The sequence below is a fragment of the Streptomyces sp. NPDC107528 genome (assembly GCF_055639295.1).
Genome location: NZ_JBVKAV010000014.1, coordinates 205,436 through 227,733 on the forward strand (window position 1 = coordinate 205,436; position 22,298 = coordinate 227,733).

Sequence of the window (22,298 nt, forward strand, 5' to 3'; positions counted from 1 at the left end):
GTGTGGTGTCAGGCGAGGAGGTCGGCCAGGAAGGCCGACACCTGCTCGGTCTCGGTGAGGAAGCCGTCGTGCCCCTGCCCGGAGGAGATCACCCGGAACTGGGCACAGTCGGGCAGGGCGTCGGCGAGTTCGCGTTGCTGCCAGAGCGGGAAGAGCCGGTCAGTGGTGATGCCGGCGACCGCCGTGGGAACCCGGATGCGGGCCAGCGCCGCGCGCACCCCGTTCCGGTCGCGGCCCACGTCATGGCTGTTCATGGCCCGGGTGAGTGTCACATAGCTGCCGGCGTCGAAGCGGCGCACGAGCTTGTCCGCCTGATGGTCCAGGTACGACTCGACGGCGTATCGGCCACCGGTCAGTGGGTCCTCGCCGTGCTGGGCCCGGGCCGCGAAGCGTTCGTCGAGCTCAAGTGCGTTGCGGTAGGTGAGGTGGGCGATGCGCCGGGCGACTCCCAGGCCCCGGTGCGGGCCCCTCCCGTCGGGCGCGTCGTAGTAGTCGCCGCCGTGCCAGCCCGGATCGGCGGTGATGGCATGCACCTGAGCCGAGGAGAAAGCGATCTGGTCGGCCGAGGCCGCCGCCGAGCAGGCCAGCAGACCGAGCCGCGCCACCCGCTGCGGATGCACGGCCGCCCACTCGAGCGCCCGCATCCCACCCATCGAGCCACCGATCACCGCAGCCCATCGCGGAATGCCGAGCGCGTCCGCGAGAGCGGCCTCCGCCGCCGCCAGATCCCGCAGCGTCACCGCCGGGAACCGGCTGCCCCACGCTCGGCCGTCCGGGGCGGGAGACGACGGCCCCGTACTGCCCTGACAGCCCCCCAGAGCGTTCGGCACCACCAGGAACCAGCGCGCCGGATCCAGCGCCCGGCCGGCCCCGACGCACGCATCCCACCAGCCCGGCGTCGGATGACCGGGTCCGGCCCGGCCTGCCGCGTGACTGTCCCCCGTCAGCGCGTGCAGCAGCAGCACCGCGTTGGAGCCGTCCGGCGCCGGCGTGCCCCACGTCTCATAGGCGAGGACCACGTCGGGCAGGGTCTCCCCCGACTCAAGCTTCAGCGGCTCGGGCAGCACGCACCACGAACGCCGCCCCTCCGGCTGCCCGGGCAGCCACGCACCGGTGACCGGCGCCTGCCCGGAGTCGGGCCGGGTACGGTCAGAGCAGGCCGTGGACACGGAACTCCTCCTTCGTCCGGGGGTCGTCGAGGACGTCCAAGGCGGTGAAGTAGTGCAGGGTCCGCTTGGCTGTCGCCCGGGTGTGCGCGGCCACGGTCGCTTCGTCGTAGACCTCCGCGACAACCTGTTCGGCGTCGTCCCGCGGGAGCCCGTACTCCAGCAGCTCCGCACGAATGGCATCGCGGTCGGGCTGCAGGAACGCGGTGATCAGGCGTGGCACCAGCAGGGCCGCAGCGCGTCGGTCCGCCGGGTCGAGGGCTGCCCACAGATACCGCAGAAACGTCGCGAAGTACGCGTGGTGACGGCCCTCGTCGGCGGCGTGGTCGCGGATCGACTCGCGCACGGCGGGCAGCACGCCGTCGTCGACCGGCAGTTCGGCGAGGCTCGCCGAGATCAGGGTCTCCGAGACGGTCACGAAGAGCAGTTCCGCCAGGGGCCGGAGCTCGGGCGTCAGGGACTGCTGGATCTCGTCCAGCCGTCGCAGGAAGTAGGGCTGTTCGGGCAGCAGTGGACGGATCCCGGTGGCTTCGCGCACCTGCCGCATGAGGTCCACGGAGAACAGGGCGTGATAGGCCTCGTCACAGTAGATCTTGTACGCGTCGAAGCGCATCGCTTCGGGCAGGCCGACTCCGACCGATCCCGTGGCGATGCCCAGCACGGTGCGGTTGACGACCAGCGTCTCCAGCTTGGCGGTGAAGTCGAGGTAGCGATAGAGGTGCTGGACGAGGACCTCGTCGAACAGCTCCGGCCGCAGGCCGGTGACCAGCCGGTGACGGGCCACGGGGACCAGGTCGGGAGAGAAGTAACGGGCAGCCCCCGAGGGGGAGTCGTCGAGCACGCGTCGCGGTGAGCGACGTACGGCGGCTCGCTCGTGCCAGCCCCGGAACGGGCTGCTGTAGGACACCTCGGCGGCCTCGCCGGTGTCCTCCGGCGGGTCCGCGCCGGTCTCGGTGGGGCCGGCCGGAGCCAGGCTCCGGCGGGGGCAGTAGGTGAGGGCGGAGCAGCCAGTGAAGAGCCCGACGATCCCGCACATCGAGTGGTTCCCCTTATTTCGAGACAGTGGTGGTTGCGGGCGGGCGCCCTCAGTGGCTCAGGAGCCGGACCGGTTGCTCAGGGGCTCTCCAGCCCGAGGATCCCGGATTCGACCAGGTCGGCGACGAGTTCCAGGGTGTCCGCTCGCGCCTCGTCGACGTCGATGTCGTACTCCTCGGCGAGCAGCGTCGCGAGCTGCGTCACCGGGCGCTGTCCATCGACGCGTGCGAGGAGGAAGGCCGCCGTCTCGGACAGTTCCAGTGCGGTCGGCCCGGACGCCACCATCGTCCTGCCCCGGAACTTCCTGAACCGCGCCTCCGGCCGGAGCACGGGCACACTGTCGGCTGTCGGACTGCTCGTCATCTCTCAGACCTCTATTTCCAGGGAAAGGCTCTTGCACAGGGCGACCACGTCCCGCACCCACACGTCCGGGGCGGCGGCGTCGAAGTCGGTCATGGTCTCCACCGCCCAGTACCGCTCGAACGGGAGGGCCTTCGGGCAGGCGGCGAGCATGCGCCGGGCCCGCCACTTGACCAGGCGGTTGCACTCGCCATGGGAGGCGAGCAGTCCGTCCACGGCGTGCCCGAACGCCTGCCGGGCCGACAGGACCGCGCTCATGGTGTCCCCCTCGGCCAGCTGGCCCAGCGCGTCGTCCACGAAGTCGTCGGCGTTGGTGAGGCAGTACGACACCACGGACGCGCCGAACGCCGACGCACGGATCAGCTTCCGCTGTTCCTCGACCCAGTGCTCGCCGTCCAGCGGGCGGCAGAACAACAGCCGCTCCAGCAGCTGTTCTTCGTCGCGGCCGAGCAACTGACCTATGGGCAGAGCGGTTTCGAAGCTGTCCCAGGAGACCTTGTCGAGGACCTCGGCGAGCTGGCCGGTGGTCCAGTACTTCAGCTCCCAGCGCCGGTCGTCGGTGTACCAGCTGTCGGTGGGCACCTCGGGGTGGCCGAGCGAGACCCGGAACGCGGCGGACGCCGGGCCGCTCCACGGGGTGTCGCCGACGACGTAGATGTCCACGTCGCTCGCCGCGTTGGCCCACCCCCGGGCCAGCGAGCCCACCACGAAGGCGGAACGGTACGAGGCGGGCAGCAGGCCGCGGCCGGCCAGTTCGGGCAGGCAGCGGGAGAAGTCGAAGGTCATGGCAGGTTTGCCCTTCCGGAGCGGGCGCACTGGATCTGGAGTACGGCGGACGGGACGTTGTTGATCAGGTGCGCCAGCAGCGCCGGGTAGACGGACTGAGAGAGCATGGTCAGGGTCAGCAGCGAGGCGGCGGCGCTCACCTCCACGGCCATGGCCCGTGTGGAGTCCCGGCCGTTGGCGCCCGGGGAGATGTGGTGGCGGGCGACGAACCCGGCCGCGGCCAGCAGCCCCAGCGGCAGGGCTGCGGTCGTGGTCGACGCGGCGGCCAGCACGGTGCCCCGGTAGAGGGCCTCTTCACCGAACGGGCCGGCGAGGGTCGCGGTGGCCCGGGCGTATCCGTGCCCGGGGCGGGTAGGGCCGGCGACGAAGGCGAGTTCGCCGGTGGCGAGTGCCCGTAGGTTCATGCCGCCGAGCCACATCAGCACCCCGCCGAGCACGGCACCGGCGACATACCATCCGGGTGCTCCCGGCTCCCGCAGCCAGGGAGCGTCGGCCCAGCAGGCGACCGCGATCGCGCCCAGGGGGGCGAGAAGGCCGCAGAGGGTCTCCGCCCAGAACCCGGCGACGGAACGTCCGGTCCTGGGCAGCCGCCATGGCAGGAGCAGCACGAGCGTCTCCACCAGGACGAGAGCGCCCGCGGCCCAGAGGGAGCCCAAGTCCACGCACAGGGCCACCGCGAACGCGGCCGAGCAGGCGGCCGCGGCCAGCCGCCCCGGCGAAAGCGGCCAGCGCGGCCAGTCGAAGACCGCGGCGAGCGGTCCCGCGCCGACGGGGGTCCGCTCCCGGCGCACTGCCGTCCTCACGGCTACGCGGCGGCCGGCGCCGGCTCGGCGAGGGTGAGCACGCCGAGCTCCACGGACTGCACCAGCAATTCCTCCACCTCGGCGAGCTCACAGCCGGCCGCAGCCAGCAGCTGAGCGAGGTCCCGCTGTCCGTCCACGGCGTCGAGCAGCCGCTGCCAGCCCGGGGTCTCCTCGCCGTCGATGACGTACTCGATCTCTCCGTCGACGATCACGTACCGCAGCAGGGGGTCGCGTGGATCGGAGAGGAGCATGACCGACTCGTCAAGCGCGGGGACGAGGGTGCCGCGCAGTTCGGGACGCAGCAGGACGCGCGCCTCGATGGCGGCGATCTCGCTCTCCCAGTCGGCGATCGGCAGCTCGGCCGGGACCGGGCCCCACTTCGCCTCCACCGGCGGCCGGGGCGGCTGCTGGGCCATCTGCTCCAGCAGACCGAGGTTGACCACCCGCAGCAGGAACTCCACATGTCCGGAGGACGGGTCGTCCTGAAGCCTGCGGAGGGTGGCCCTCGCGTTGTCGGCGTCGAGGTACTCCTTGGCGCGGGGGCCGGAGAGTGCCTCGTCGAGGAGCGCGTCCCCGTCCGCGGCGAGCATGGCCGCGAAGGTGCGGTAGGTGTGGCGGACGCCGTCGCCGTAGAAGAAGGGAACCTTGGGGCGGTGGGCGAACTCGTGGGCGAGGACACCGTCCAGACCGTCGCGCAGCATCCGCTTGTCCCAGACCAGCCGCTCGCGCAACGCGTGCGGGACCCGCGCGGACAGCTCCACCAGGCGGTGGTCGAGGAACGGCACCCGAGCTTCGATGCCACTGCCCGCCGCGGTGCGGTCCTCGTGCCAGCAGTTGTACTGCTGGACGTCACGGTACTTCCAGCGCAGGAACCGCTCGTAGGAGTCCTCGGGTGCCGCCCCGCGGCGAGGCACCTCCGGCCGTACCAAGGGGAGTTCGGACTGCTCCCACCAGGCGGCGACCCCGCGGCTGCGATGGAGGTGGTCGCGCAGTGCCATCTCGTCGACGTTGGCCTGGAACTGCGTCCAGCCGCCACCGCCCGACATGGGCACCGAGTAGCCGCCGTTGAACTCGTCGGCCCCGCCGCCCAGGAGCATGCCCTTGATCTCGGGGAACCGGGCCTTCACAAAGCGGTAGAGCTCCCGCTTGTAGAAGATCTCGGGGCCGCACTGCGGGCTCTCGAGCAGCCAGAGCAGGCTCTTCCACTCCTCGGCGGAGGGCACCTGACCGACGTCGAAAAGCACTTGGTGGTTGGCGAGCCCGAAGGCGTCCGCGACCCGTCGCCCGTATTCGGCGTCCTGGTTGGCCAGCGTGCTGCCGTTCAGCGCGGTGAACGTACGAGGGCGGACCGTGCTGAGCGCGGCGATCGCGGCAGAGTCGACCCCGCCGCTGAGAAACAGGCCCAACTCGGCATCCGAGGTCTCGCATTCGGCCACTGACGCGGCGAACAGCGCCGAGTATTCCTCGATGAATTCCTCGGCGGACAGGTCGTCACGGGGCTGCCCCGGGTCCGGAAAGGTCCAGTAGACGTGTTCGTCGGTGGCGCCGTCGCTCAGGTCGATGCCGAGAATCGTCCCGGCCCGCACCAGGCCGATGCCCCGGAACCAGGTCTTGGGACTTTCCTCGGTGAATTCCACCGCTCCGTGCATCGCCTGGTCTTCCAGCGCGCCGTCCCAGTCGAGTTCGCGCGGGCAGGACGGATCCTCGAAAAGCGCCTTCATCTCCGAGCCGAACACGACGCGTTCGCGATTGCGGTGGAAGAAGAGCGGCTTGACGCCGAACCGGTCGCGAGCGAAGAGCAGGCGGTTGAGCCTTCTGTCCCACAGGACGATCGCGAACATGCCGCGGACGTCGTCGAGAAAGCGAAGCCCCTTTTCCTGGTAGAGGTGGACGAGCACCTCGCAGTCGGAGCCGTTGCGCGGCCGGGAGCCGGCGGGCAGGGTGGCAGCCAGCTCGCGGTGGTTGTAGACCTCGCCGTTGGCGATGAGGACCACGCTGCCGTCCGGGCTGTACAGCGGCTGGCTACCCGCGGTCGGGTCCACCAGCGACAACCGTGTGAACGCCAGACCGACGGGGCCGGAGCGCAGCAGTTCCCGCTCATCAGGGCCACGGTGGGTCACGGCGTGCGCCATGCGCCCCAGCAGGCCGTCCGCGTCCGGGGAGAGCGCCCCGCCATCAGTGCGGGCCAGACCGGCCAAGCCGCACATGTTCACCTCACTCGAAGCTGTTCGGAACAGCAATCCGGAACGAATAGCCAGGGAAAAGAAAGCCGGGGCGCCAGGCTTCAACAGAGCAAGGCACCCCGGCTGCCGCATTACGCGACGACGGCCAGAACCGTGCCGTGCGCGACCTTCTTGGCGGCGGGCTTCGTGTACTTCTTCATGTGGAATCACCTCTCTTTCAAAGGGAATTAAGCGAGCACTCCGCCCCCATGTCCGGGGGCACTGCCTCGCTGCGACAACCGTAGAAGACGTCGACCGGATTGCACACCTTCAGCATGGTGCAGTGCAGGATCCTGACCTCGGTTCGGGCTGGCTGTCGCAGGAGTGCCTGAATCACACTCGAGAGAGTGCGACTGATTGGATTGGGAGTGTTCTCGTGAAATCCCCTGAAGAAAGCCGGCTGCGGCCGCCATTGGAAGACCTTCCCGAGCTGCCGCCGGTGGAGGTCCACTGCCACGGGTTCGGCGACGTCGACTTCTCGGACTTCACGAAGGTCGACCTGGACCGGCTCGACGCGTGGTGCGCCCGTGAGGGCGTTCTGAGCCTGCCCACGATGTACCTCCACCGGCAGCAGCTGACGGAGTTCGAGGCGTTCGTCCGCGAGTACCACCGCATGCGGAACGACGGCCGCCTGCCGCATGTCGCCGGCATTGCGCTGGAAGGCCCGCTGCTGGCCAGCCACGGCGGCACCCCCGCCGCCACCGTCTGGGCGCCCACCCGGCACGAGTGGGAGCGCATCGCGGCGCTCGGGCAGTACGGCCTCACCTACTCGGTACTCTCGCCGGACGCGTTTACGCCGGCCTCGGAGCTGCACGACGAGCCCGGCGCCCGGGAGACCGGCTTCGCCTGGATCATCCCCCTCCTGATGGCCCACGGAATCCGCCCGGCGCTCGGGCACTTCACCCGGGCCGACCCGCGGGCCAGCGCCGAGTTCGTCGACGAAATCGTCGAGCTGGCCTGGCAGTCCGCGTGGACCGCCAGCGGCGTCCGGGTCATCACGGACCATCTCTTCAACGACATGCCGCTCAACATCCGGCACGCTTTCCGCAGTTCAGGGGCGCGCGCCGAGCGGGACACGGTCATCGCCTCCTACGACCTGCCCTCCTGGACGCTCGACACGATGGGGGAGATCGCCGGTCCGGTCCCGGCGGCGATCATGCGCCAGGCGGCGGCCGGGCGGATCGGTGCCTGCATCAACTTCGACGGCGAACACGTGGATCTGGCCATTGCGGCCCGCGCCGTACAGCTGATGGGCGCCGAGAACTCGATGATGATGACGGATCGCTGTGACTCGGCCCGGCTCGGTGGCCAGGACCTCCACCACGTAGTGGACAACGGCCTCTGGTATCAGGAGGAAGGCATCGTCGCGGCCGGCTCCGTCCCCCTCGCCCGCCAGCGCGCCAACGCCCTGTCCCAGGGCCTCACCCCCGCCGAGGTCCACGCCCTCGTGGCCGGCACCGCGCACCGGGTGTTCGGCCTGTCCGCTCGCGCGGACCTGCGCCTGCCCACAGCATAAGAACCGAAGGAGCCAAGCATGCTGGAAGACCTCGACCGGCTGGTCGTCGACTGGTCTGACCTGCCCAAGGCCCGTGCACAGACCAGGGAGATCCTCACCGCCCTGGCCGAGGACAAGGCCACGCTGACCCAGCTGTTGGAGCGCGCACGGGAGGAGGAGGACCTGTTCGACAAGTGCGAGCACCATCGGCTGCTCGACAAGCTGGTCATCTACGACGCCCTGGACCGCGGGTTCCGTATCCGCGTGCATGTCTCGACCGAGGACCATCGGGACCGGCCGCACGACCACCGGTTCACCTTCACCTCGCTGATCGTGCGCGGGCAGTACAAGCATGTCCGCCACGAACTGGTCGGGCGGCTCCCCGAGGAGGACGTCCCGCACAACGTGCAGGACGATTTCGACGCGGTCCCCACCGACCTGCGTGTCGTACCGCGGTTCGTCACCAACGAGCAGGCGGGCAACTGCTACACGCTCCACCACAGCGAGATCCACACCACGTACACCACCCCCGACACGGTGTCGCTCTTTCTGCGCGGTCCGGCCGAGAAGGAGCGCTCGATCATCACCGAGCGCGAGACCGGCCGGGTGTGGTGGCGCTTCGGCGAGGACAAGGAAAAGGCCGAACGCAAGGGCAGCAAGCGCATCGGCAAGGACTACTTCGACGAGCTCACCGGCCGCCTGCGTGCCATGGAGGTGTTGTGATGGCTACCCGTCCCGGCGACGACGTGCTGGATCTGAACCCGGCGATCCTTCTCACCCCGCCCTCCGAGGCCACGGTGGCCAAAGCCGAGGCGCTGATGGCCTCGCTTCCCGGCGTCCGCTGGGACGAACTCGAGCGGGCGGCGGAGATCACCGATGCGATCGCCCGCCGCCTGGGCGAAGATCGCGCACTGCTGCGCACCCTGGTGGCCCGCGCCATCCGGACGCCCGAGCTGCGGGAGAAGTTCGAGTGCCACGCACTGGATGACAAGATCGTCATCTGGGACGACCAGGACAAGGGCCTGCGCATCCGGCTCCGGCTCGCCAACACCGATCAGTACGAGCGGGTGCACAACCACCGCTACAGCTTCACCGCGTACATCCTGCACGGCGCCTACCAGCACACCCTCTACGCGACGGACCAGCCGCTCGACGAGAGCGCCGATGTCACCCGGTTCTGGCCCTACTTCGTGCGCGAGGAGCCGGCCGGCCGGGTCATCACCCTCGATCATGAGCAACTGCACACCACCATCACCGAGCCCGAGACCATCTCGCTGATGATCCAGAGCCCGGCCCGCAAGCGCCGCGCCTTCATGATCCGCAAGGACAACGGCGACGTCTGGTACCGCTACGGCGCCACCGACGAGTCCGTGGAGCGTCGCGCCGAGGTGCGGATGTCCGACGAGCGGCTGCACCACTGGCTCTCCCGTCTGGAAGCGTTCGGCCTGCTGTGAGCGTGTCCTACGGCCGTCTCGACTACGGCGCCTCGCCCTGGCAGCGGATCGATCTGTACGGGCCCGCGGAGGAGGAGACCGAAGCGGAGACGGCAGCGGCAGCGGAGCCGGGGCCGGGCTTCGCCGTCCCGGTGGTGCTGGTGCACGGCGGCTTCTGGCGGCACGATCGCACCGCGCAGGACATGGAACCGCTGGCCTCCGCTCTGGTCGCGCGCGGTCACCGGGTCGCCGCGGTGGAGTACCGGCCGAGCTGGGACGGCGGTGCCTGGCCGGCCGCCGCCGACGACTGCCGGGCGGCGCTGCGGGCGCTGGAGCACCGGGACGCCGGCTGGGCCGGCGCCACGCTCGTCGGGCACTCCGTCGGCGGTCATCTCGTGCTCGCCTCGATCTCCGGGAACGCCGAGGGGGCCAACGTGGTGCTGCTCGCCCCGGTGGCCGACATCGCCGAGGCAGCCCGTCTCGGGGTGGGCGGCGGGGCCGTGCGGGACTTCCTCGCCGCCCATCTGACGGCCGGGGGCAGCCACGATCAGGCGACGCCCGACCCGGACCCGGCGGATCTGCGCTCGCTCACCGTCGTCGCGGCGGAACACGATCAGGCGGTGCCCCACGGCTTGACGGCTCATCAGCTAGAGCGGTGGGCCGAGCGAGGTCTGCCGCTGACGTCCGTGACGGTGCCGGACGCCCGCCACATGCACCTGGTGAACCCCGAGCGCCAGGCCTGCCGCACCGTCGTCCTGCCGCTGCTGGCCGGGGGCACCTCGAACACGGAGGAATGAGAGACCGATGACGACGACCACCGCCGCGGCAGGTCCAGTCACGCATCCGGCACCGACGGCGGCCACGTCCGCCGTCAACCACCGGGCGTTCGACTCGCTGACCGCCGACCCGCGCAAGCGGGCCGCGTACCGACTGGACCCCTACGCCCGTGAGGGCCTGGACCTGTTCCCCTCACCCAGCGACCGCGCCTGGCTGTACACGACTACCTTCGTGGTCCTGAAGCCGGACGCGGTCGCGGGCCGGCGCGGCGGGCTGGTGCTGGACATCCTGGAGGAGGAGGGCTGGATGCCGCTGGCGGCCCGGCCGTTCACCTTCGACCCGGTACTGACCAGGGAGATCTGGCGCTACCAGTTCAACGCCGCCTCCCGGCAGCGGATCGCGGTGGTGGACCATCTGCTGGGATCCGGCCCCTCGTTGCTGGTCCTGCTGCGTGACACGCGCCGCACGGAAGGGCTGCCCGCCAGTGTCCGGCTGACCGCGGCCAAGGGGGCCGCCGACCCGCATTCGGCCCACGCGCGCGATCTGCGCACCCGGTTCGGCCGGGTCAACGGCCTGTTCAACTTCGTTCACACGGCCGACGAACCGGCCGACCTGGTGCGCGAGTTGCGGCTGTTCTCCTACCGGACCGGCACCGCCTGGTTGCGCACCGCCCTGGCAGGCGCCCCGCCCCGCACCGGTGAGGAGTGCCCGGCCCGAAGCCGGCTCGCCGATCTGGAGGCCGACGTCCCGGCCCACGACCTGGACTGCGCCCAGAGCCTGACGCGGCTGGCCGCCCGCTCCGACCCGTGGGGGGACCTCGCCCGCACGTACCCCACCCCTGCCGGCGTACGGCAGTGGCTGTCGGCTCTCGCAGAGGTCGCGCTCCCGTCGGGCTCCGCCCGTTGGGACGTCCTGTCGGTCCTGACAAGCTGGATCGAGTGCAACGAACCTGGGGTAGCACCCCTGTTGGCGACCGTGTCAGCGACCGACTGGAGGAAACAAGCGTGATGTCCCTTCCCCTCGCCCCACAAGCCGTCGTCTTCGACTGCGACGGTCTGCTGGTCGACACCGAGGTCTGCTGGACCAGGGCGGAGACCAAGATCTTCGCCGCGCACGGTCACGACTTCGGACCCGAGCAGAAGGCGCTGGTGATCGGCCGTACGCTGGCGGGAGCGGGCGAGGCGATGGCCGACTACTTCGGCCGGCCAGGCGCCGGTGCCGAACTCGCCGCGGAACTCCTCGACCTCGTACGGCAGGAACTGGCCGGCGGCGCCGAAGCCCTCCCCGGGGCGGTCGAACTGGTCAAGGCGTGCGCCCGGGCCGTCCCTGTGGCGGTCGCCAGCAACAGCCCCCGCGAACTCCTCGACACCGCCCTCGGCTCGGCCGGACTCGCCGATTTCTTCCCGGTCTCCTTCGCGGCCGACGAGGTGACTGCCGCCAAGCCCGCACCCGACCTCTATCTGGAGGCGTGCGCGGCACTCGGCGCGCTCCCGGGCCGTTCGGTCGCCTTCGAGGACTCCGCCACCGGCATCGCGGCCGCCCGTCGCGCGGGGCTGTACGTGGTGGTCGTACCGTCCTTGCCCGGGACCGGCCTCGACCACGACCATCTCGCGTCGTCCCTCGGCGACGACGCGCTGGTCGACTGGGCGGAAGGACTCTCTCAGGGTGCCTGACACCGACGACCCCCTGATCTGCCTGTGCCGTGGGGTGCGAGAGAGCGAGATCCTGGCGGCCGCCGACAGGGGCAGTCGCACCCTGGCCGAGGTGCGTGCCAGCACCGATGCCAACTCCGGCTGCGGGGACTGCGCCGCCGATATCGAGGAGATCCTGGCCGATTTCGGCGACGGAGCCCTGGTCGGCTCCCAGATACGACGACCAGTACGGCACCGAAGAGATTGAGAACCATGACGGACACACCGGTCGAGGATCAGCGGCCCGCACGCCGCCGCGGCTCCGGCACCTTCTGGCGGTACTGGGCGGGTTCCACCGCCAGTGGTCTCGGTGACGCGGTGACCACGGTCGCGCTTCCGCTGGTGGCACTGCAGGTGCTGGGGGCGAGCAGTTTCGAGGTGAGCCTCATCACCGCGGCCAACTACGCCGCCTGGCTCCTGATCGGCCTTCCGGCGGGAGTGCTCGTGCAGCGGCTGCCGCTGCGCGGCACTCAGGTGGCCATGGACGTCCTGCGGGCGCTGGTGCTGCTGTCCGTGCCGGTGGCGGCTGCGCTGGGGCAGCTGCACCTGGTCCATCTCGTGCTGGTCGCGCTGGTCATCGGGCTGGCCACGGTCATCTTCGACGTCGGCAACTCCACCTTCCTGCCGTCGATCGTCAGCAAGGACGAACTCACCGCACGCAACAGTCTGACCTCCGCCTCGTCGGCCGCCACCCAATTGGGCGGCCCCTCCCTGGGCGGCGTCCTGGTGCAGACGGTGGGTGCCGCGACCAGTCTTCTGGTGGACGTGGTGAGCTACCTCGTGTCCGCCTTCCTGCTCCAGAGCCTGCCGCGGCCCGCGCGCGAGGAACGTCCGCCCGCGGGCGCATCGGTCGGCTCGCTGATCCGGGACGGTTGGCGCTTCGTGGTGCGGCACCGGGTCATCGGCCCGTGCCTGGCCGCCGCGACGTTGGCCAACTTCGCCTGCGGCGCGCTCATGGCGCTGACCCCGACCTTCCTGGTCCGCACGCTGGGTCTCCCGGTCGGTGCGGTCGGACTGCTGATGGCCGCCGAGGGCGCGGGCACCCTGCTCGGGGCAGCGGTGACTCCTTTGCTGGCCGCACGGCTCGGCGGCGCCCGTGCCGTGGTGGTCGCGACCTCGGCGGGCGCACTGCTCGCGGCGCTCATCCCGCTGACGTTCGGCGGCTGGGGCGTGCTGTCGTTCGTGGTGGGCGCCACCGGATTCTCGGTGGGCGTGGTGGTGCTGAGCATCCTCACCCGCACCCATCGCATGACCGTCACCCCGGCGGAGCTGTTGCCCCGTGTGATGGCCACCGTCCGCTTCGTCTCCTGGGGTGCGGTACCGGTGGGGGCCCTGACCGCCGGCCTGCTCGCCGGCACCACCGGCCCTCGGGGCGCCCTGTGGCTGGTGTTCGCGGCGGGCACGGGGGCGGCTGCGGTACTCATCGTGAGCCCGGTCCGCCGCTTGCGCGACCTGGTCTGAACCCGGCGGACGCACGGCCGCATCCGGCGGTTGCCCACCGGCTCGGCCACGACGGATCGCCCGCAGCCGCTTGGCCGTGCCCTGAGCTACGACGAAATGCGGGCCGTCAGGCAGGGATTCGGTACGCGATGCGCCGCCGAGGCCGTCAGCCGCAGCGTCGCGGGCCGGTCACCCGCGCCCCTCGTCGCCGCCGGCCTGCTGCTCGTCCTGGGCCCGGAACACGGGCGCCGTGGTGGCCCGCGGCATCACATGCGTCGGCAGCACGACGTGCCGCTGGTGCTCGTCCTCGGAGTCCTCGATGAGCCGCAGGGCCAGCTCGCCGGCCTCGCGGCCGATGTCCGCCGCGGACTGGGCCACCGTGGACAGGTCGAACCAGTCGGCGAGCGGCTGGTCGTCGAAGCCGAGGACGGAGATCCGTTCCGGAACGGCGATCTGTGTCCTGCGCAGGATCCGGACGGACGCGACCGCGACCTCGTCCTGCTCGGCGAAGATCGCCGTGGGCGGCTCGCGCAGGCTGAGCAGCGTGCCGAGCGCCTCGGCGATACCGCGCCTGTCCGCGACCTGCACCGCGGTCACCAGGTCGTCGTCGAGCGGGACGCCCGCTTCGGTCAGTGCCTGCTGGTAGCCGAGCAGCCGTTCGTTGGAGCTGAAGGAGAAGCCGCTGGCGCCCTGCGTCGCCAGGAAGGCGATCCGACGGTGGCCGAGGTTGAGCAGGTGCCGGGTGCCGTGCAGGGCGCCGGCCACGTCGTCGACGTAGACGCTGGGCCGTCCTTCGACGTGCTGGCTGACGTAGATGACGGGGATGCCGAGGCTGTCCAGCCGCGCGGTCTCCTCGTCGGTGAGGTCGAAGGAGAACACCAGCAGGGCGTCCGCGTTGCGCCGGGCCGGGAGGCGTTCGAAGAACGAGGTGCGCTCGGCCAGGTCGGGGATCACATAGACGTTGAGCTCCATGCCGGCCGCCCGCAGCAGCGGGGCCAGGCTGGACAGGGCGGCTCCCATGAACCATGCGTCGAGCGTGGGCACGAGCACGGCGACGTTCCCGGTGCGGCCCGTGACAAGGCTTGCAGCCTGTCGTGACACGGCGAAGTTCAGCTCGCGTGCGGCCTTCTCGACGCGTGCGCGCACGTCGGGCGAGACGGTGGACAGTCCGCGCAGGGTGCGGGAGACGGTGGATGTGGAGACCCCGGCCCGTTCGGCCACGTCGGCCATCGTCGGGTGCCGCTGAGCTGGTGGCATGAGCGGACGGTAGCACAGGGGACACAGCTTCCCCGGGTCCGGATGACAGCGCTTTCAGCATGCACTTCGCAGTACTACCGCCAAGTAGCACATTGACTTCCGATTAGGCCGCCCCTAGCTTGCAAGCGTTGTCCCGACGAGACCGAATCACCATCGGACCATCCCCAGAACCATTGCTGTCATTGCTTTGACCTGCCTAATCATTTGATCAGGGCGATGACAACGCAGTCTCAAGAGGATCCGCACGCCCAGGAGAGACAGTGACGACGACCAAGACCTCCCCCACGTCCAGGACCACCACCAGAGCGCTCCGGTGTTCAGCCGCGCTCGCCGCCGGCGGGCTGCTCATCACCGCCTGCTCCGCGTCCGCCGGCAGCGACTCCGGGCAGCCCGGAGCGCCGTCGTTCGAGGGGCGCGGCCCCATCACGTACGTGGCCGGCAAGGACACCACCGGCTCCGTCCAGCCGATGATCGACCGCTGGAACAAGCAGCACCCGAAGGAGAAGGTCACCTTCATCCAGCTGCCGACGGACCCGGACGCCCAGCGCCGGCAGATGATCCAGAACGCGGAGACGAAGTCCGACGCCTACACGGTGTTGTCCCTCGACGTCGTGTGGACGTCGGAGTTCGCCGCCCACCAGTGGATCGACAGGCTGCCGCAGGAGCGGTTCCCGCTGAGCAGGATGCTGAAGCCGGTGGTCGAGACGGCCAAGTACCGCGGCGGCCTCTACGCGGTTCCCGGCAGCTCCGACGGCGGAATGCTGTACTACCGGACCGACTTGCTGAGGAAGGCCGGGATCAGTCAACCCCCGGTCACCTGGGCCGAGTTGAAGGCAGCCTGTGCCAAGGTGAAGAGGCTGCCCGAGGCGAAGGACATCTCCTGCTACGCCGGCCAGTTCCAGAAGTACGAGGGCCTGACCGTGAACTTCGCCGAGGCCGTGAACTCGGCGGGCGGCACCGTCACCGACGCGAAGGGCACGCCCGACGTCGACACCCCCGAGGCCAGGAAGGGTCTGGACTTCCTCGTCGGCGCCGCGAAGGACGGCACGATCCCGGCGGAGGGCGTCACCTACCAGGAGGAGGACGGCCGCCAGGCGTTCCAGTCCGGCAAGCTCGTCTTCCTGCGCAACTGGCCCTACATGTACGGCCTGGCCGCCAACAGCGGCATCAAGGGGAAGTACGCGGTCGCCCCGCTGCCCGGCCTGAACGGGCCCGGCGCCTCCAGCCTGGGCGGCCACAACATGGCCCTGTCCTCCTTCGCGAAGAACAAGGCCACGGCCCTGGACTTCATCAAGTTCATCACCAGCGAGGAGAACACGGCCACCCAGCTCAAGAAGGCCTCCGCCGCCCCGCCGTACGCATCCCAGTACGACGACAAGGCGCTGATCGCGCAGTACCCGTACCTGCCCGTGCTCAAGGAGTCCATCCTGCGGGCCGTGCCGCGTCCGCGCGTCGTGCAGTACGGCGATGTGACCGCGGCGGTCCAGCAGCACGCGTATGCCGCCCTGACCGGTGACAAGAGCAGCGCGCAGGCGCTGAAGGACCTGCAGGCGGCGCTGCGGAAGTCCGTCGCGCGGTGAGGGGCGGGGCCATGACCAAGACCGAGATCCCGCCCGGTGTCGACGCCGGGCCGTCGCGCGAACCCGTGGCCCGCCGTCGGCTCACGGGGAAGCCTGCGCGCGCGACCGCCGGATCGGGGCGGCTGGCGGCCCTGCTGGTGTCCCCGACCCTGCTGGTGCTGTCGATCGTCGTCATCTACCCGACGCTCATGGCGCTGAAGGAGTCGCTGTACGGGCCGAGGGGCCTGGACCCGGCGACCGGATTCATCAGCGACACCGAGCCGTTCGTCGCCCTGAAGAACTACGCCGACATCTTCGGCGCGGCCGGGGAGCGGTTCTGGAACGCCTTCTGGAACACCACCTTCTTCACCGTCGTCACGGTCGGTCTGGAGACGGTGATCGGGGTGGCCATGGCCCTGATCATGCACAAGGCGTTCCGGGGCCGCGGTTTCGTGCGCGCCGGGATCCTGATCCCCTGGGCGGTGCCCACGGCGATCTCCGGTCTGCTGTGGCGGTGGATCTTCAACAGCGACGGCATCGCCAACGCCCTGATCTGGCACCAGATCCTGTGGACCACCGAGGGCTTCCACGCCAAGGTCGCGGTCATCGTCGCCGAGGTGTGGAAGACGGCCCCCTTCATCGGTCTGCTCGTCCTGGCCGGTCTGCAGGTGATCCCGAAGGAGGTCTACGAGGCGGCACGCCTCGACGGCGCCCGTCCGCCCCGCCAGTTCTGGCACATCACACTGCCCCTGGTGAAGCCCGCGCTGCTGGTGGCGGTGCTGTTCCGCTGCATGGACGCGCTGCGGATGTTCGACCTGCCGTACATCCTCGTCGGCGCTCAGAAGCACTCGGTGGAAACCCTGTCCATGCTCGCGCAGAACGAGGCGTCCAACGTCCGCTTCGGACCGGCCTCCGCCTACGCCGTGCTCCTCTTCCTCTACGTCTTCCTCATCGCCCTGGCCTTCGTACGGCTGCTCGGCGCGGACCTCGTCGGCGAGGGCACCGCCCGCCGCCGGAAGAAGGCAGGACGCCGCCGCATGGAGGTGACGGCATGACGACCACCCTCACCGCGAAGTGGCGTGGCGGACTGCTCTATGCCTCAGTCGTCGCCGTCGTCGCCTGCTGTCTGGCGCCCTTCTACTGGATGCTGGTCTCCAGCCTGCGCCGCGCCTCGGACATCTTCGACACCTCGCTCGTGCCGTCCCCGGTGTCCTTCGAGAACTACCGGGCGGTCTTCGACCCGGCGCAGGGCTTCGGTCGGGCGCTGCTGAACAGCCTGGTCGTCGCCGGTGTCACCACGGTCCTGGCGCTGGTGCTGGCCACGTTCACCGCCTATGCGATGGCCCGGCTGGAGTTCCGCGGCAAGCGGCTCATCCTGACCCTCGTGATCGCGACCTCGATGTTCCCGGTGGTGTCGATCGTGGTCCCGCTGCTGAAGCTGTTCACCGACGTCGGCTGGATCAACACCTACCAGGCGATGATCGTGCCGAGCATGTCCTTCGCGCTGCCGCTGGCCGTGTGGAACCTGACCACGTTCTTCCGGCAGATGCCGGACGAGCTGGAGCACGCGGCGATGGTCGACGGCTGCACACGCGGCCAGGCGTTCCGCAAGGTCATCATCCCGCTGGCCGCGCCCGGCATCTTCACCACGGCGATCATCACCTTCATCGCCGCCTGGAACGAGTTCCTCATCGCCCTGTCGATGACCAACAAGCCCGACATGCAGACCGCGCCGGTCGCCATCGCCAAGTTCACCGGCGCCACGACCTACGAGACGCCGTTCGGCAGCCAGATGGCCGCCGGCGTCCTCGTCACGGTCCCGCTGGTGGTCATGGTGCTGCTCTTCCAGCGCCGCATCGTCGCCGGCCTCACGGCGGGCGCGGCGAAGTAGCCGCCCCCTTCCGCAACTCCCCGAAGCCAAGTCAACGTCCGAAGAAGAGAACGACCGAGGAGACACCACCTTGTCCCCCACCTCCGCACCCTGGTGGCGCAGCGCCGTCATCTACCAGGTCTACATCCGCAGCTTCGCCGACGGGAACGGCGACGGCGTCGGCGACATCGCCGGCATCCGCTCCCGGCTGCCGTATCTGAAGTCGCTGGGCGTGGACGCCATCTGGATCAACCCCTGGTACAAGTCCCCGATGGCGGACCACGGTTACGACGTGGCCGACTTCCGTGAGATCGACCCGGTGTTCGGCACGGTCGCCGAGGCCGAGCAGCTCATCGAGGAGGCGCACGCGCACGGGATCCGCGTCATCCCCGACATCGTGCCCAACCACACCTCCGACCGGCACGCCTGGTTCCAGGAGGCGCTGGCGGCAGGCCCCGGCAGCCCGGAGCGGGAACGCTACGTCTTCCGTGCCGGCCGGGGCGACGACGGCTCCCTTCCGCCGAACGACTGGGTCTCCTGCTTCGGGGGCCCCGCGTGGACCCGGCTGCCCGACGGCCAGTGGTACCTGCACCTCTTCGCCCCCGAACAGCCGGATCTCAACTGGGAACACCCCGAGGTGCGCGCCGAGTTCGAGTCGGTCCTGCGCTTCTGGTTCGGCCGCGGCGTGGACGGCTTCCGCATCGATGTCGCCCACGGCCTGATCAAGCACCCGGAGCTCCCGGACCTGCCGCCCCGGCGGGACCCGGTCGACGGGCAGGCCTGGCAGCACGTCGACCATCCGCACTGGGACCGCGACGAGGTCCACGACATCTACCGCGCCTGGCGCAGGGTGGCCGACGAGTTCCCCGGCGACCGGTCCTTCGTCGCCGAGGCCTGGGCGGACACCCCCGAGCGCCTCGCCGCGTACGTCCGCCGGGACGGCCTGCACACCGCGTTCAACTTCGACTTCCTGATGTCGAGTTGGCACCCGAAGGACCTGCGCGCGGTCATCGACGGCTCCCTGGAAATGCTCGGCGCGGTGGGCGCGCCCGCCACCTGGGTGCTGTCCAACCACGACGTCGTACGCCACCCCAGCCGCTACGGCCGCAAGGCAACCAAGCGCTGGGTGGCGAACACCTCGTACGAACCCGAGGGCCCCCTCGACCTGGAACTGGGCACCCGCCGTGCCCGCGCCGCCGCCCTGCTGATGCTGTCCCTGCCCGGCGGTGCCTACGTCTACCAGGGCGAGGAACTCGGCCTGCCCGAGGTCGAGGACCTGCCCGAGGCCGTGCTCCAGGACCCCGTCTGGGAACGCTCCGGCCACACCGACCGCGGCCGCGACGGCTGCCGGGTCCCGATCCCCTGGTCCGGCCGCGGCGCCCCGTACGGCTTCAGCCCCGACGGCGCCACCGGCGAGCCCTGGCTGCCGCAGCCCGGCGACTGGGCGCCGCACACCGTGGCGGCCCAGTCCGGGGACCCGGACTCCATGCTGGAGCTGTACCGCACCGCACTGCGCCTGCGCCGCGAGCACCCCGCCCTCGGCGACGGCACGATGACCTGGCTGGAGACCTCCGAAGGTGTGCTCGCCTTCAGCCGCGAGCCCGGTTTCGTGTGCGTGGTCAACCTCTCGGCCGAGCCATGTCCGCTGCCCGACCACACCTCGGTGCTGCTGGCGAGCGGTCCCGTGCAGGGTGCGGTGCTGGGGCCGGACCAGGCGGCCTGGCTGACGGTGTAACTCAAGGGCGTGGTCGAGCCCGCATCGCGTCAGGGCGGGTCTCCGGGTGGCTACCGGGTCCCGCCCCGACCCTGATGTCCCCCACCGGACGGCCAGCACCCGCCGGATCCTTTCGAGCGAAGATCGACTGGCGGCACGCGTCCGCCCGGAGAGCCCCGTTCAGAGAGAAGCGATCTCGCGCCACTCGGCCACCAGCTCGTTCGCACTTCCTCAGGAGGCGACGCCGTGCCCGTCCCCCGCTCGACCACCGCGCCACCGGCTACAACCTCGCCCACGCCTACTGGCTCGCCCGCGCCTCCGACCTGGCCTACAAGGACGAGGCCACCATCGAGCGGCAGTTGCGGGAGTGGGGCTTCGACCGGATCCGGCCCACCGCAGCGCCTTCACGCCGCCGTTCCCGCTGCGGGACACGCAGGCGTACACCGCGACCAACGAGCACATGATCATCACCGCGTTCCGCGGCACCGAGCCGGACAACATCCGCGACTGGCTCACCGACACCACCACGCCGGCCCGCCCCGGGCCCGCGGGCACCGGACATGTCCACCACGGCTCGCCGAGGCCCTCGGCCCGGTCTTCCCGAAGGTCAAGGAGACGCTCGCCGGGTTCCACGACAACGGCAGACCCTGTGGCTCACCGGCCACAGCCTCGGCGGCGCGCCGGCATGCTCGCCGGCTGCCGCCTCTACCTGGAGGACCCCGAGCTGCTGGCGGACGGCGTCCACACCTACGGGCAGCCGCGCACCTGCGACCGGCTGCCGGCGGCCTCCTCGCTGCTCGGCGGCCTGAGCGACCGGGCCCGGGGCCTGACCGCGGACGCCTTCGCCCCCGCCGGGGACGGCATCCGCGACCACTTCATGGCTGGCCATGTCACCGCCCTGGAGCGCAACCTCGTCTGACCGCATGCCGAACTGCCGGCGCCGAACTCTCGTCGCAGTGGACGACCGTGAAGTGGCGGATGCGGCGGACAGGGATGCTGTGGCGCTCGGGGCCGGAGGACTCCAGTTCGTCGAGCACCGCGACCGCCAGGTCCTCCGCGCTGATCCACGAACGGCCGTCCGCGCCGGTGAGCAGGGTGTCGGTGCCCCGCCGGTAGCGGCCGGTCCGGTCGCCGGGTTCCAGCAGGGCGGGTGGGCTCAGACAGACCCAGTCGGCGTCGGGGTGGGCTTCGCAGGTCCGCAACTGGGCCGTTCCGGCCGCCGCCACGGCCCGCCACTCGGCCGGCACGTACGCGGGGTCGTCGGCCACCAGCAGGTCGGGGTCGTCCGGGCTGCGCAACGCGCCGGCGCCGCCGACGACGAGGACGCGGATGCCGAGTCGGGCGGCGACGTCCAGCACCGTGCGGGTGACGCCGACCAGGAACTCCTGGTCGACCGGAAGCGTGCGGACGGTGAGCACGACGGCGTCCGCCGCGGCGCCGGTGAGCGCCGCACGTAAGGCGGAGGGGTCGTTCGCGTCGACCGCGATCGGAGTCACCTTCGGGCCCTGGCTCGGGGGTTTCCGGGAGAGGGCGAGCACCTGGTGCCCGCGTGCGGCCGCCTCGTCGATCACCCTGCTGCCGACCATCCCGGTGGCCCCGAGTACGGCGATCGTCATGCCTGCCTTCATCGACCTCGTCGTCATCGAACCCGTCCTCATCGAATCCGTACTCATCGAACCCGTACTCCTCTCATCAGCGCCTTCGGCGAATTGAGCTGTGCCGCCAGCAATGCGGCCAGGGCGAGCGCGAAGCCGGCGCTCTGCGGCAGGCTCAGCGACTCGCCCAGGGCGAGGCCGACGACGGTCGCGACCAGCGGGGACAGCAGCACCAGCGGTGCGGACGCGCCGACCGGCAGCCTGCCGATGCCGCGGAACCAGAGCGTGTACGCGATCAGGCCGCCCATGCTGCCGAGCCACAGGTAGCCGCCGGCCGCCCCGGCGTCGATCCGCTGCGGCACGCCCTCGATCGCGAGGGTGAGGGGGAGCAACAGCAGTCCGCCGGCGGTGAGTTGCCAGCCGGCCAGGGTCAGTGGGCCGACGCCCTCGGGACGGCCCCAGCGCTTGGTGAGGACGACCCCGCCGGCCATGGCTGCCGTACCGCCGAGGCCGGCGAGCACGCCGACGGCGTCCAGGTGGGCGTCCGGCCCGAGCACGACGAGTCCGACGCCGGCGACGCCGATCACGCCCCAGGTCCATCGCCAGACCGTCGGCCGGTCGTGGAGCGCGGCGATGGCGAGCCCGGCGACGAGCAGTGGCTGGGTGGCGCCGAGGGTGGCGGCGACACCGCCGGGGAGCCGTTCGGCGGCCAGGAACAACAGGGGGAACATGACGCCGATGTTGAGCGCGCCGAGGACGGCGGCCCGCCACCACCAGCCCCCGCGCGGCAGCACGCGCGTGATCGCCAGCCCGAGCAGCCCGGCGGGCAGGGCGCGCATCAGCGCGGCGAACATCGGGTGCCCGGGCGGCAGGAGTTCCGTGGTCACGGCGTATGTGGTGCCCCACGTCGCGGGGGCGATCGCGGTGAGGGCGACGGTTGCGGCGGTCGCGGCGGTGGTCAGCGGCAGCGCGTACGAAGGCCGTATCGGGCCCGGTGACCGTTCGGTCAAGGAATGCATGTGACGCAGTCTCCGCAGTCGCCCTCCATGACTCCAAAGCATGGTTGTCATCACAGCCATGAACCAGAACGATGGA

Annotated in this window: 22 protein-coding genes; 13 read left to right on the top strand and 9 right to left on the bottom strand. The window is 70.7% G+C overall.

Features of this window, described 5'->3' with window-relative positions:
• Nucleotides 1–8 precede the first annotated feature (8 nt).
• The 6 genes from metX to asnB form a co-directional block, all read right to left on the bottom strand.
• Entirely contained in the window at nucleotides 9–1,169 is a 1,161-nt protein-coding gene (gene metX / locus ACZ7L5_RS38020) for a homoserine O-acetyltransferase MetX (RefSeq protein WP_471522827.1), read from the bottom strand.
• Entirely contained in the window at nucleotides 1,150–2,202 is a 1,053-nt protein-coding gene (locus ACZ7L5_RS38025) for a diiron oxygenase (protein WP_471522829.1), read from the bottom strand. Before ACZ7L5_RS38025 ends, metX begins: the two co-directional genes overlap by 20 nt.
• A gap of 77 nt (nucleotides 2,203–2,279) precedes the next feature.
• Nucleotides 2,280–2,564 carry a PqqD family protein gene (locus tag ACZ7L5_RS38030; RefSeq protein ID WP_467481304.1) on the bottom strand — a complete coding sequence of 95 codons (285 nt, stop codon included), beginning with the start codon at nucleotides 2,562–2,564 and terminating at the stop codon, nucleotides 2,280–2,282.
• A 3-nt stretch (nucleotides 2,565–2,567) separates the two neighbouring features.
• Entirely contained in the window at nucleotides 2,568–3,347 is a 780-nt protein-coding gene (locus ACZ7L5_RS38035; protein ID WP_471522831.1) for a nucleotidyltransferase domain-containing protein, read from the bottom strand.
• Nucleotides 3,344–4,138, bottom strand: a complete 795-nt coding sequence (locus tag ACZ7L5_RS38040) for a CPBP family glutamic-type intramembrane protease (RefSeq protein ID WP_471522833.1) — start codon at nucleotides 4,136–4,138, stop codon at nucleotides 3,344–3,346. The genes ACZ7L5_RS38035 and ACZ7L5_RS38040 overlap by 4 nt, the downstream gene beginning before the upstream one ends.
• Nucleotides 4,139–4,152: 14 nt before the next feature.
• Nucleotides 4,153–6,348 carry an asparagine synthase (glutamine-hydrolyzing) gene (gene asnB / locus ACZ7L5_RS38045; protein ID WP_471522835.1) on the bottom strand — a complete coding sequence of 732 codons (2,196 nt, stop codon included), beginning with the start codon at nucleotides 6,346–6,348 and terminating at the stop codon, nucleotides 4,153–4,155.
• 400 nt (nucleotides 6,349–6,748) lie between these two features.
• Between asnB and ACZ7L5_RS38050 the strand changes: the two genes are divergently transcribed.
• The 8 genes from ACZ7L5_RS38050 to ACZ7L5_RS38085 are packed head-to-tail and all read left to right on the top strand — an operon-like array spanning nucleotide 6,749 to nucleotide 13,229.
• Nucleotides 6,749–7,888, top strand: a complete 1,140-nt coding sequence (locus ACZ7L5_RS38050; RefSeq protein ID WP_471522837.1) for a hypothetical protein — start codon at nucleotides 6,749–6,751, stop codon at nucleotides 7,886–7,888.
• Nucleotides 7,889–7,906: 18 nt separating this feature from the next.
• A complete protein-coding gene (locus ACZ7L5_RS38055; protein WP_471522839.1) occupies nucleotides 7,907–8,590 on the top strand; it encodes a hypothetical protein in 684 nt (227 codons plus the stop codon).
• Nucleotides 8,590–9,321, top strand: a complete 732-nt coding sequence (locus ACZ7L5_RS38060) for a hypothetical protein (RefSeq protein WP_365064869.1) — start codon at nucleotides 8,590–8,592, stop codon at nucleotides 9,319–9,321. The genes ACZ7L5_RS38055 and ACZ7L5_RS38060 overlap by 1 nt, the downstream gene beginning before the upstream one ends.
• Entirely contained in the window at nucleotides 9,318–10,097 is a 780-nt protein-coding gene (locus ACZ7L5_RS38065; protein WP_471522841.1) for an alpha/beta hydrolase, read from the top strand. Before ACZ7L5_RS38060 ends, ACZ7L5_RS38065 begins: the two co-directional genes overlap by 4 nt.
• A 7-nt stretch (nucleotides 10,098–10,104) precedes the next feature.
• The gene (locus ACZ7L5_RS38070; protein WP_471522843.1) at nucleotides 10,105–11,085 is read left to right on the top strand and encodes a nucleoside-diphosphate kinase; all 981 of its coding nucleotides are present in this window, start codon (nucleotides 10,105–10,107) and stop codon (nucleotides 11,083–11,085) included.
• Nucleotides 11,085–11,750 (top strand): HAD family hydrolase, encoded by a 666-nt coding sequence (locus ACZ7L5_RS38075; protein ID WP_471522948.1) that lies wholly within the window; start codon nucleotides 11,085–11,087, stop codon nucleotides 11,748–11,750. The genes ACZ7L5_RS38070 and ACZ7L5_RS38075 overlap by 1 nt, the downstream gene beginning before the upstream one ends.
• Complete coding sequence (locus ACZ7L5_RS38080) at nucleotides 11,743–11,976, top strand: (2Fe-2S)-binding protein (protein WP_471522845.1); 234 nt, start codon at nucleotides 11,743–11,745, stop codon at nucleotides 11,974–11,976. Before ACZ7L5_RS38075 ends, ACZ7L5_RS38080 begins: the two co-directional genes overlap by 8 nt.
• A 5-nt stretch (nucleotides 11,977–11,981) precedes the next feature.
• A complete protein-coding gene (locus ACZ7L5_RS38085) occupies nucleotides 11,982–13,229 on the top strand; it encodes an MFS transporter (protein WP_471522847.1) in 1,248 nt (415 codons plus the stop codon).
• Nucleotides 13,230–13,397: 168 nt separating this feature from the next.
• Here the strand turns inward: ACZ7L5_RS38085 and ACZ7L5_RS38090 are convergent, their stop codons facing one another.
• On the bottom strand, nucleotides 13,398–14,465 hold the full coding sequence (locus ACZ7L5_RS38090) for a LacI family DNA-binding transcriptional regulator (protein WP_471522849.1): 1,068 nt from the start codon (nucleotides 14,463–14,465) through the stop codon (nucleotides 13,398–13,400).
• A gap of 260 nt (nucleotides 14,466–14,725) precedes the next feature.
• Here ACZ7L5_RS38090 and ACZ7L5_RS38095 point away from each other — a divergent pair, with 260 nt between their 5' ends.
• From ACZ7L5_RS38095 to ACZ7L5_RS38115, 5 genes are all read left to right on the top strand, one after another.
• Nucleotides 14,726–16,045, top strand: coding sequence for an ABC transporter substrate-binding protein (locus ACZ7L5_RS38095; RefSeq protein ID WP_471522851.1), 1,320 nt, complete (start codon nucleotides 14,726–14,728; stop codon nucleotides 16,043–16,045).
• An 11-nt stretch (nucleotides 16,046–16,056) separates the two neighbouring features.
• Entirely contained in the window at nucleotides 16,057–17,079 is a 1,023-nt protein-coding gene (locus tag ACZ7L5_RS38100; RefSeq protein ID WP_471522853.1) for a carbohydrate ABC transporter permease, read from the top strand.
• Nucleotides 17,076–17,915 carry a carbohydrate ABC transporter permease gene (locus ACZ7L5_RS38105; RefSeq protein WP_471522855.1) on the top strand — a complete coding sequence of 280 codons (840 nt, stop codon included), beginning with the start codon at nucleotides 17,076–17,078 and terminating at the stop codon, nucleotides 17,913–17,915. The genes ACZ7L5_RS38100 and ACZ7L5_RS38105 overlap by 4 nt, the downstream gene beginning before the upstream one ends.
• Nucleotides 17,916–17,985: 70 nt before the next feature.
• Complete coding sequence (locus ACZ7L5_RS38110) at nucleotides 17,986–19,629, top strand: glycoside hydrolase family 13 protein (RefSeq protein ID WP_471522857.1); 1,644 nt, start codon at nucleotides 17,986–17,988, stop codon at nucleotides 19,627–19,629.
• 346 nt (nucleotides 19,630–19,975) lie between these two features.
• The gene (locus tag ACZ7L5_RS38115; RefSeq protein ID WP_471522859.1) at nucleotides 19,976–20,527 is read left to right on the top strand and encodes a hypothetical protein; all 552 of its coding nucleotides are present in this window, start codon (nucleotides 19,976–19,978) and stop codon (nucleotides 20,525–20,527) included.
• Here the strand turns inward: ACZ7L5_RS38115 and ACZ7L5_RS38120 are convergent.
• Both ACZ7L5_RS38120 and ACZ7L5_RS38125 read right to left on the bottom strand, forming a co-directional pair.
• On the bottom strand, nucleotides 20,499–21,251 hold the full coding sequence (locus ACZ7L5_RS38120) for an NAD(P)-dependent oxidoreductase (protein WP_471522861.1): 753 nt from the start codon (nucleotides 21,249–21,251) through the stop codon (nucleotides 20,499–20,501). The two genes, ACZ7L5_RS38115 and ACZ7L5_RS38120, sit on opposite strands and share 29 nt — an antisense overlap.
• Before the next feature lie 26 nt (nucleotides 21,252–21,277).
• Nucleotides 21,278–22,222 carry an EamA family transporter gene (locus ACZ7L5_RS38125; protein ID WP_471522863.1) on the bottom strand — a complete coding sequence of 315 codons (945 nt, stop codon included), beginning with the start codon at nucleotides 22,220–22,222 and terminating at the stop codon, nucleotides 21,278–21,280.
• Nucleotides 22,223–22,298 lie beyond the last annotated feature (76 nt).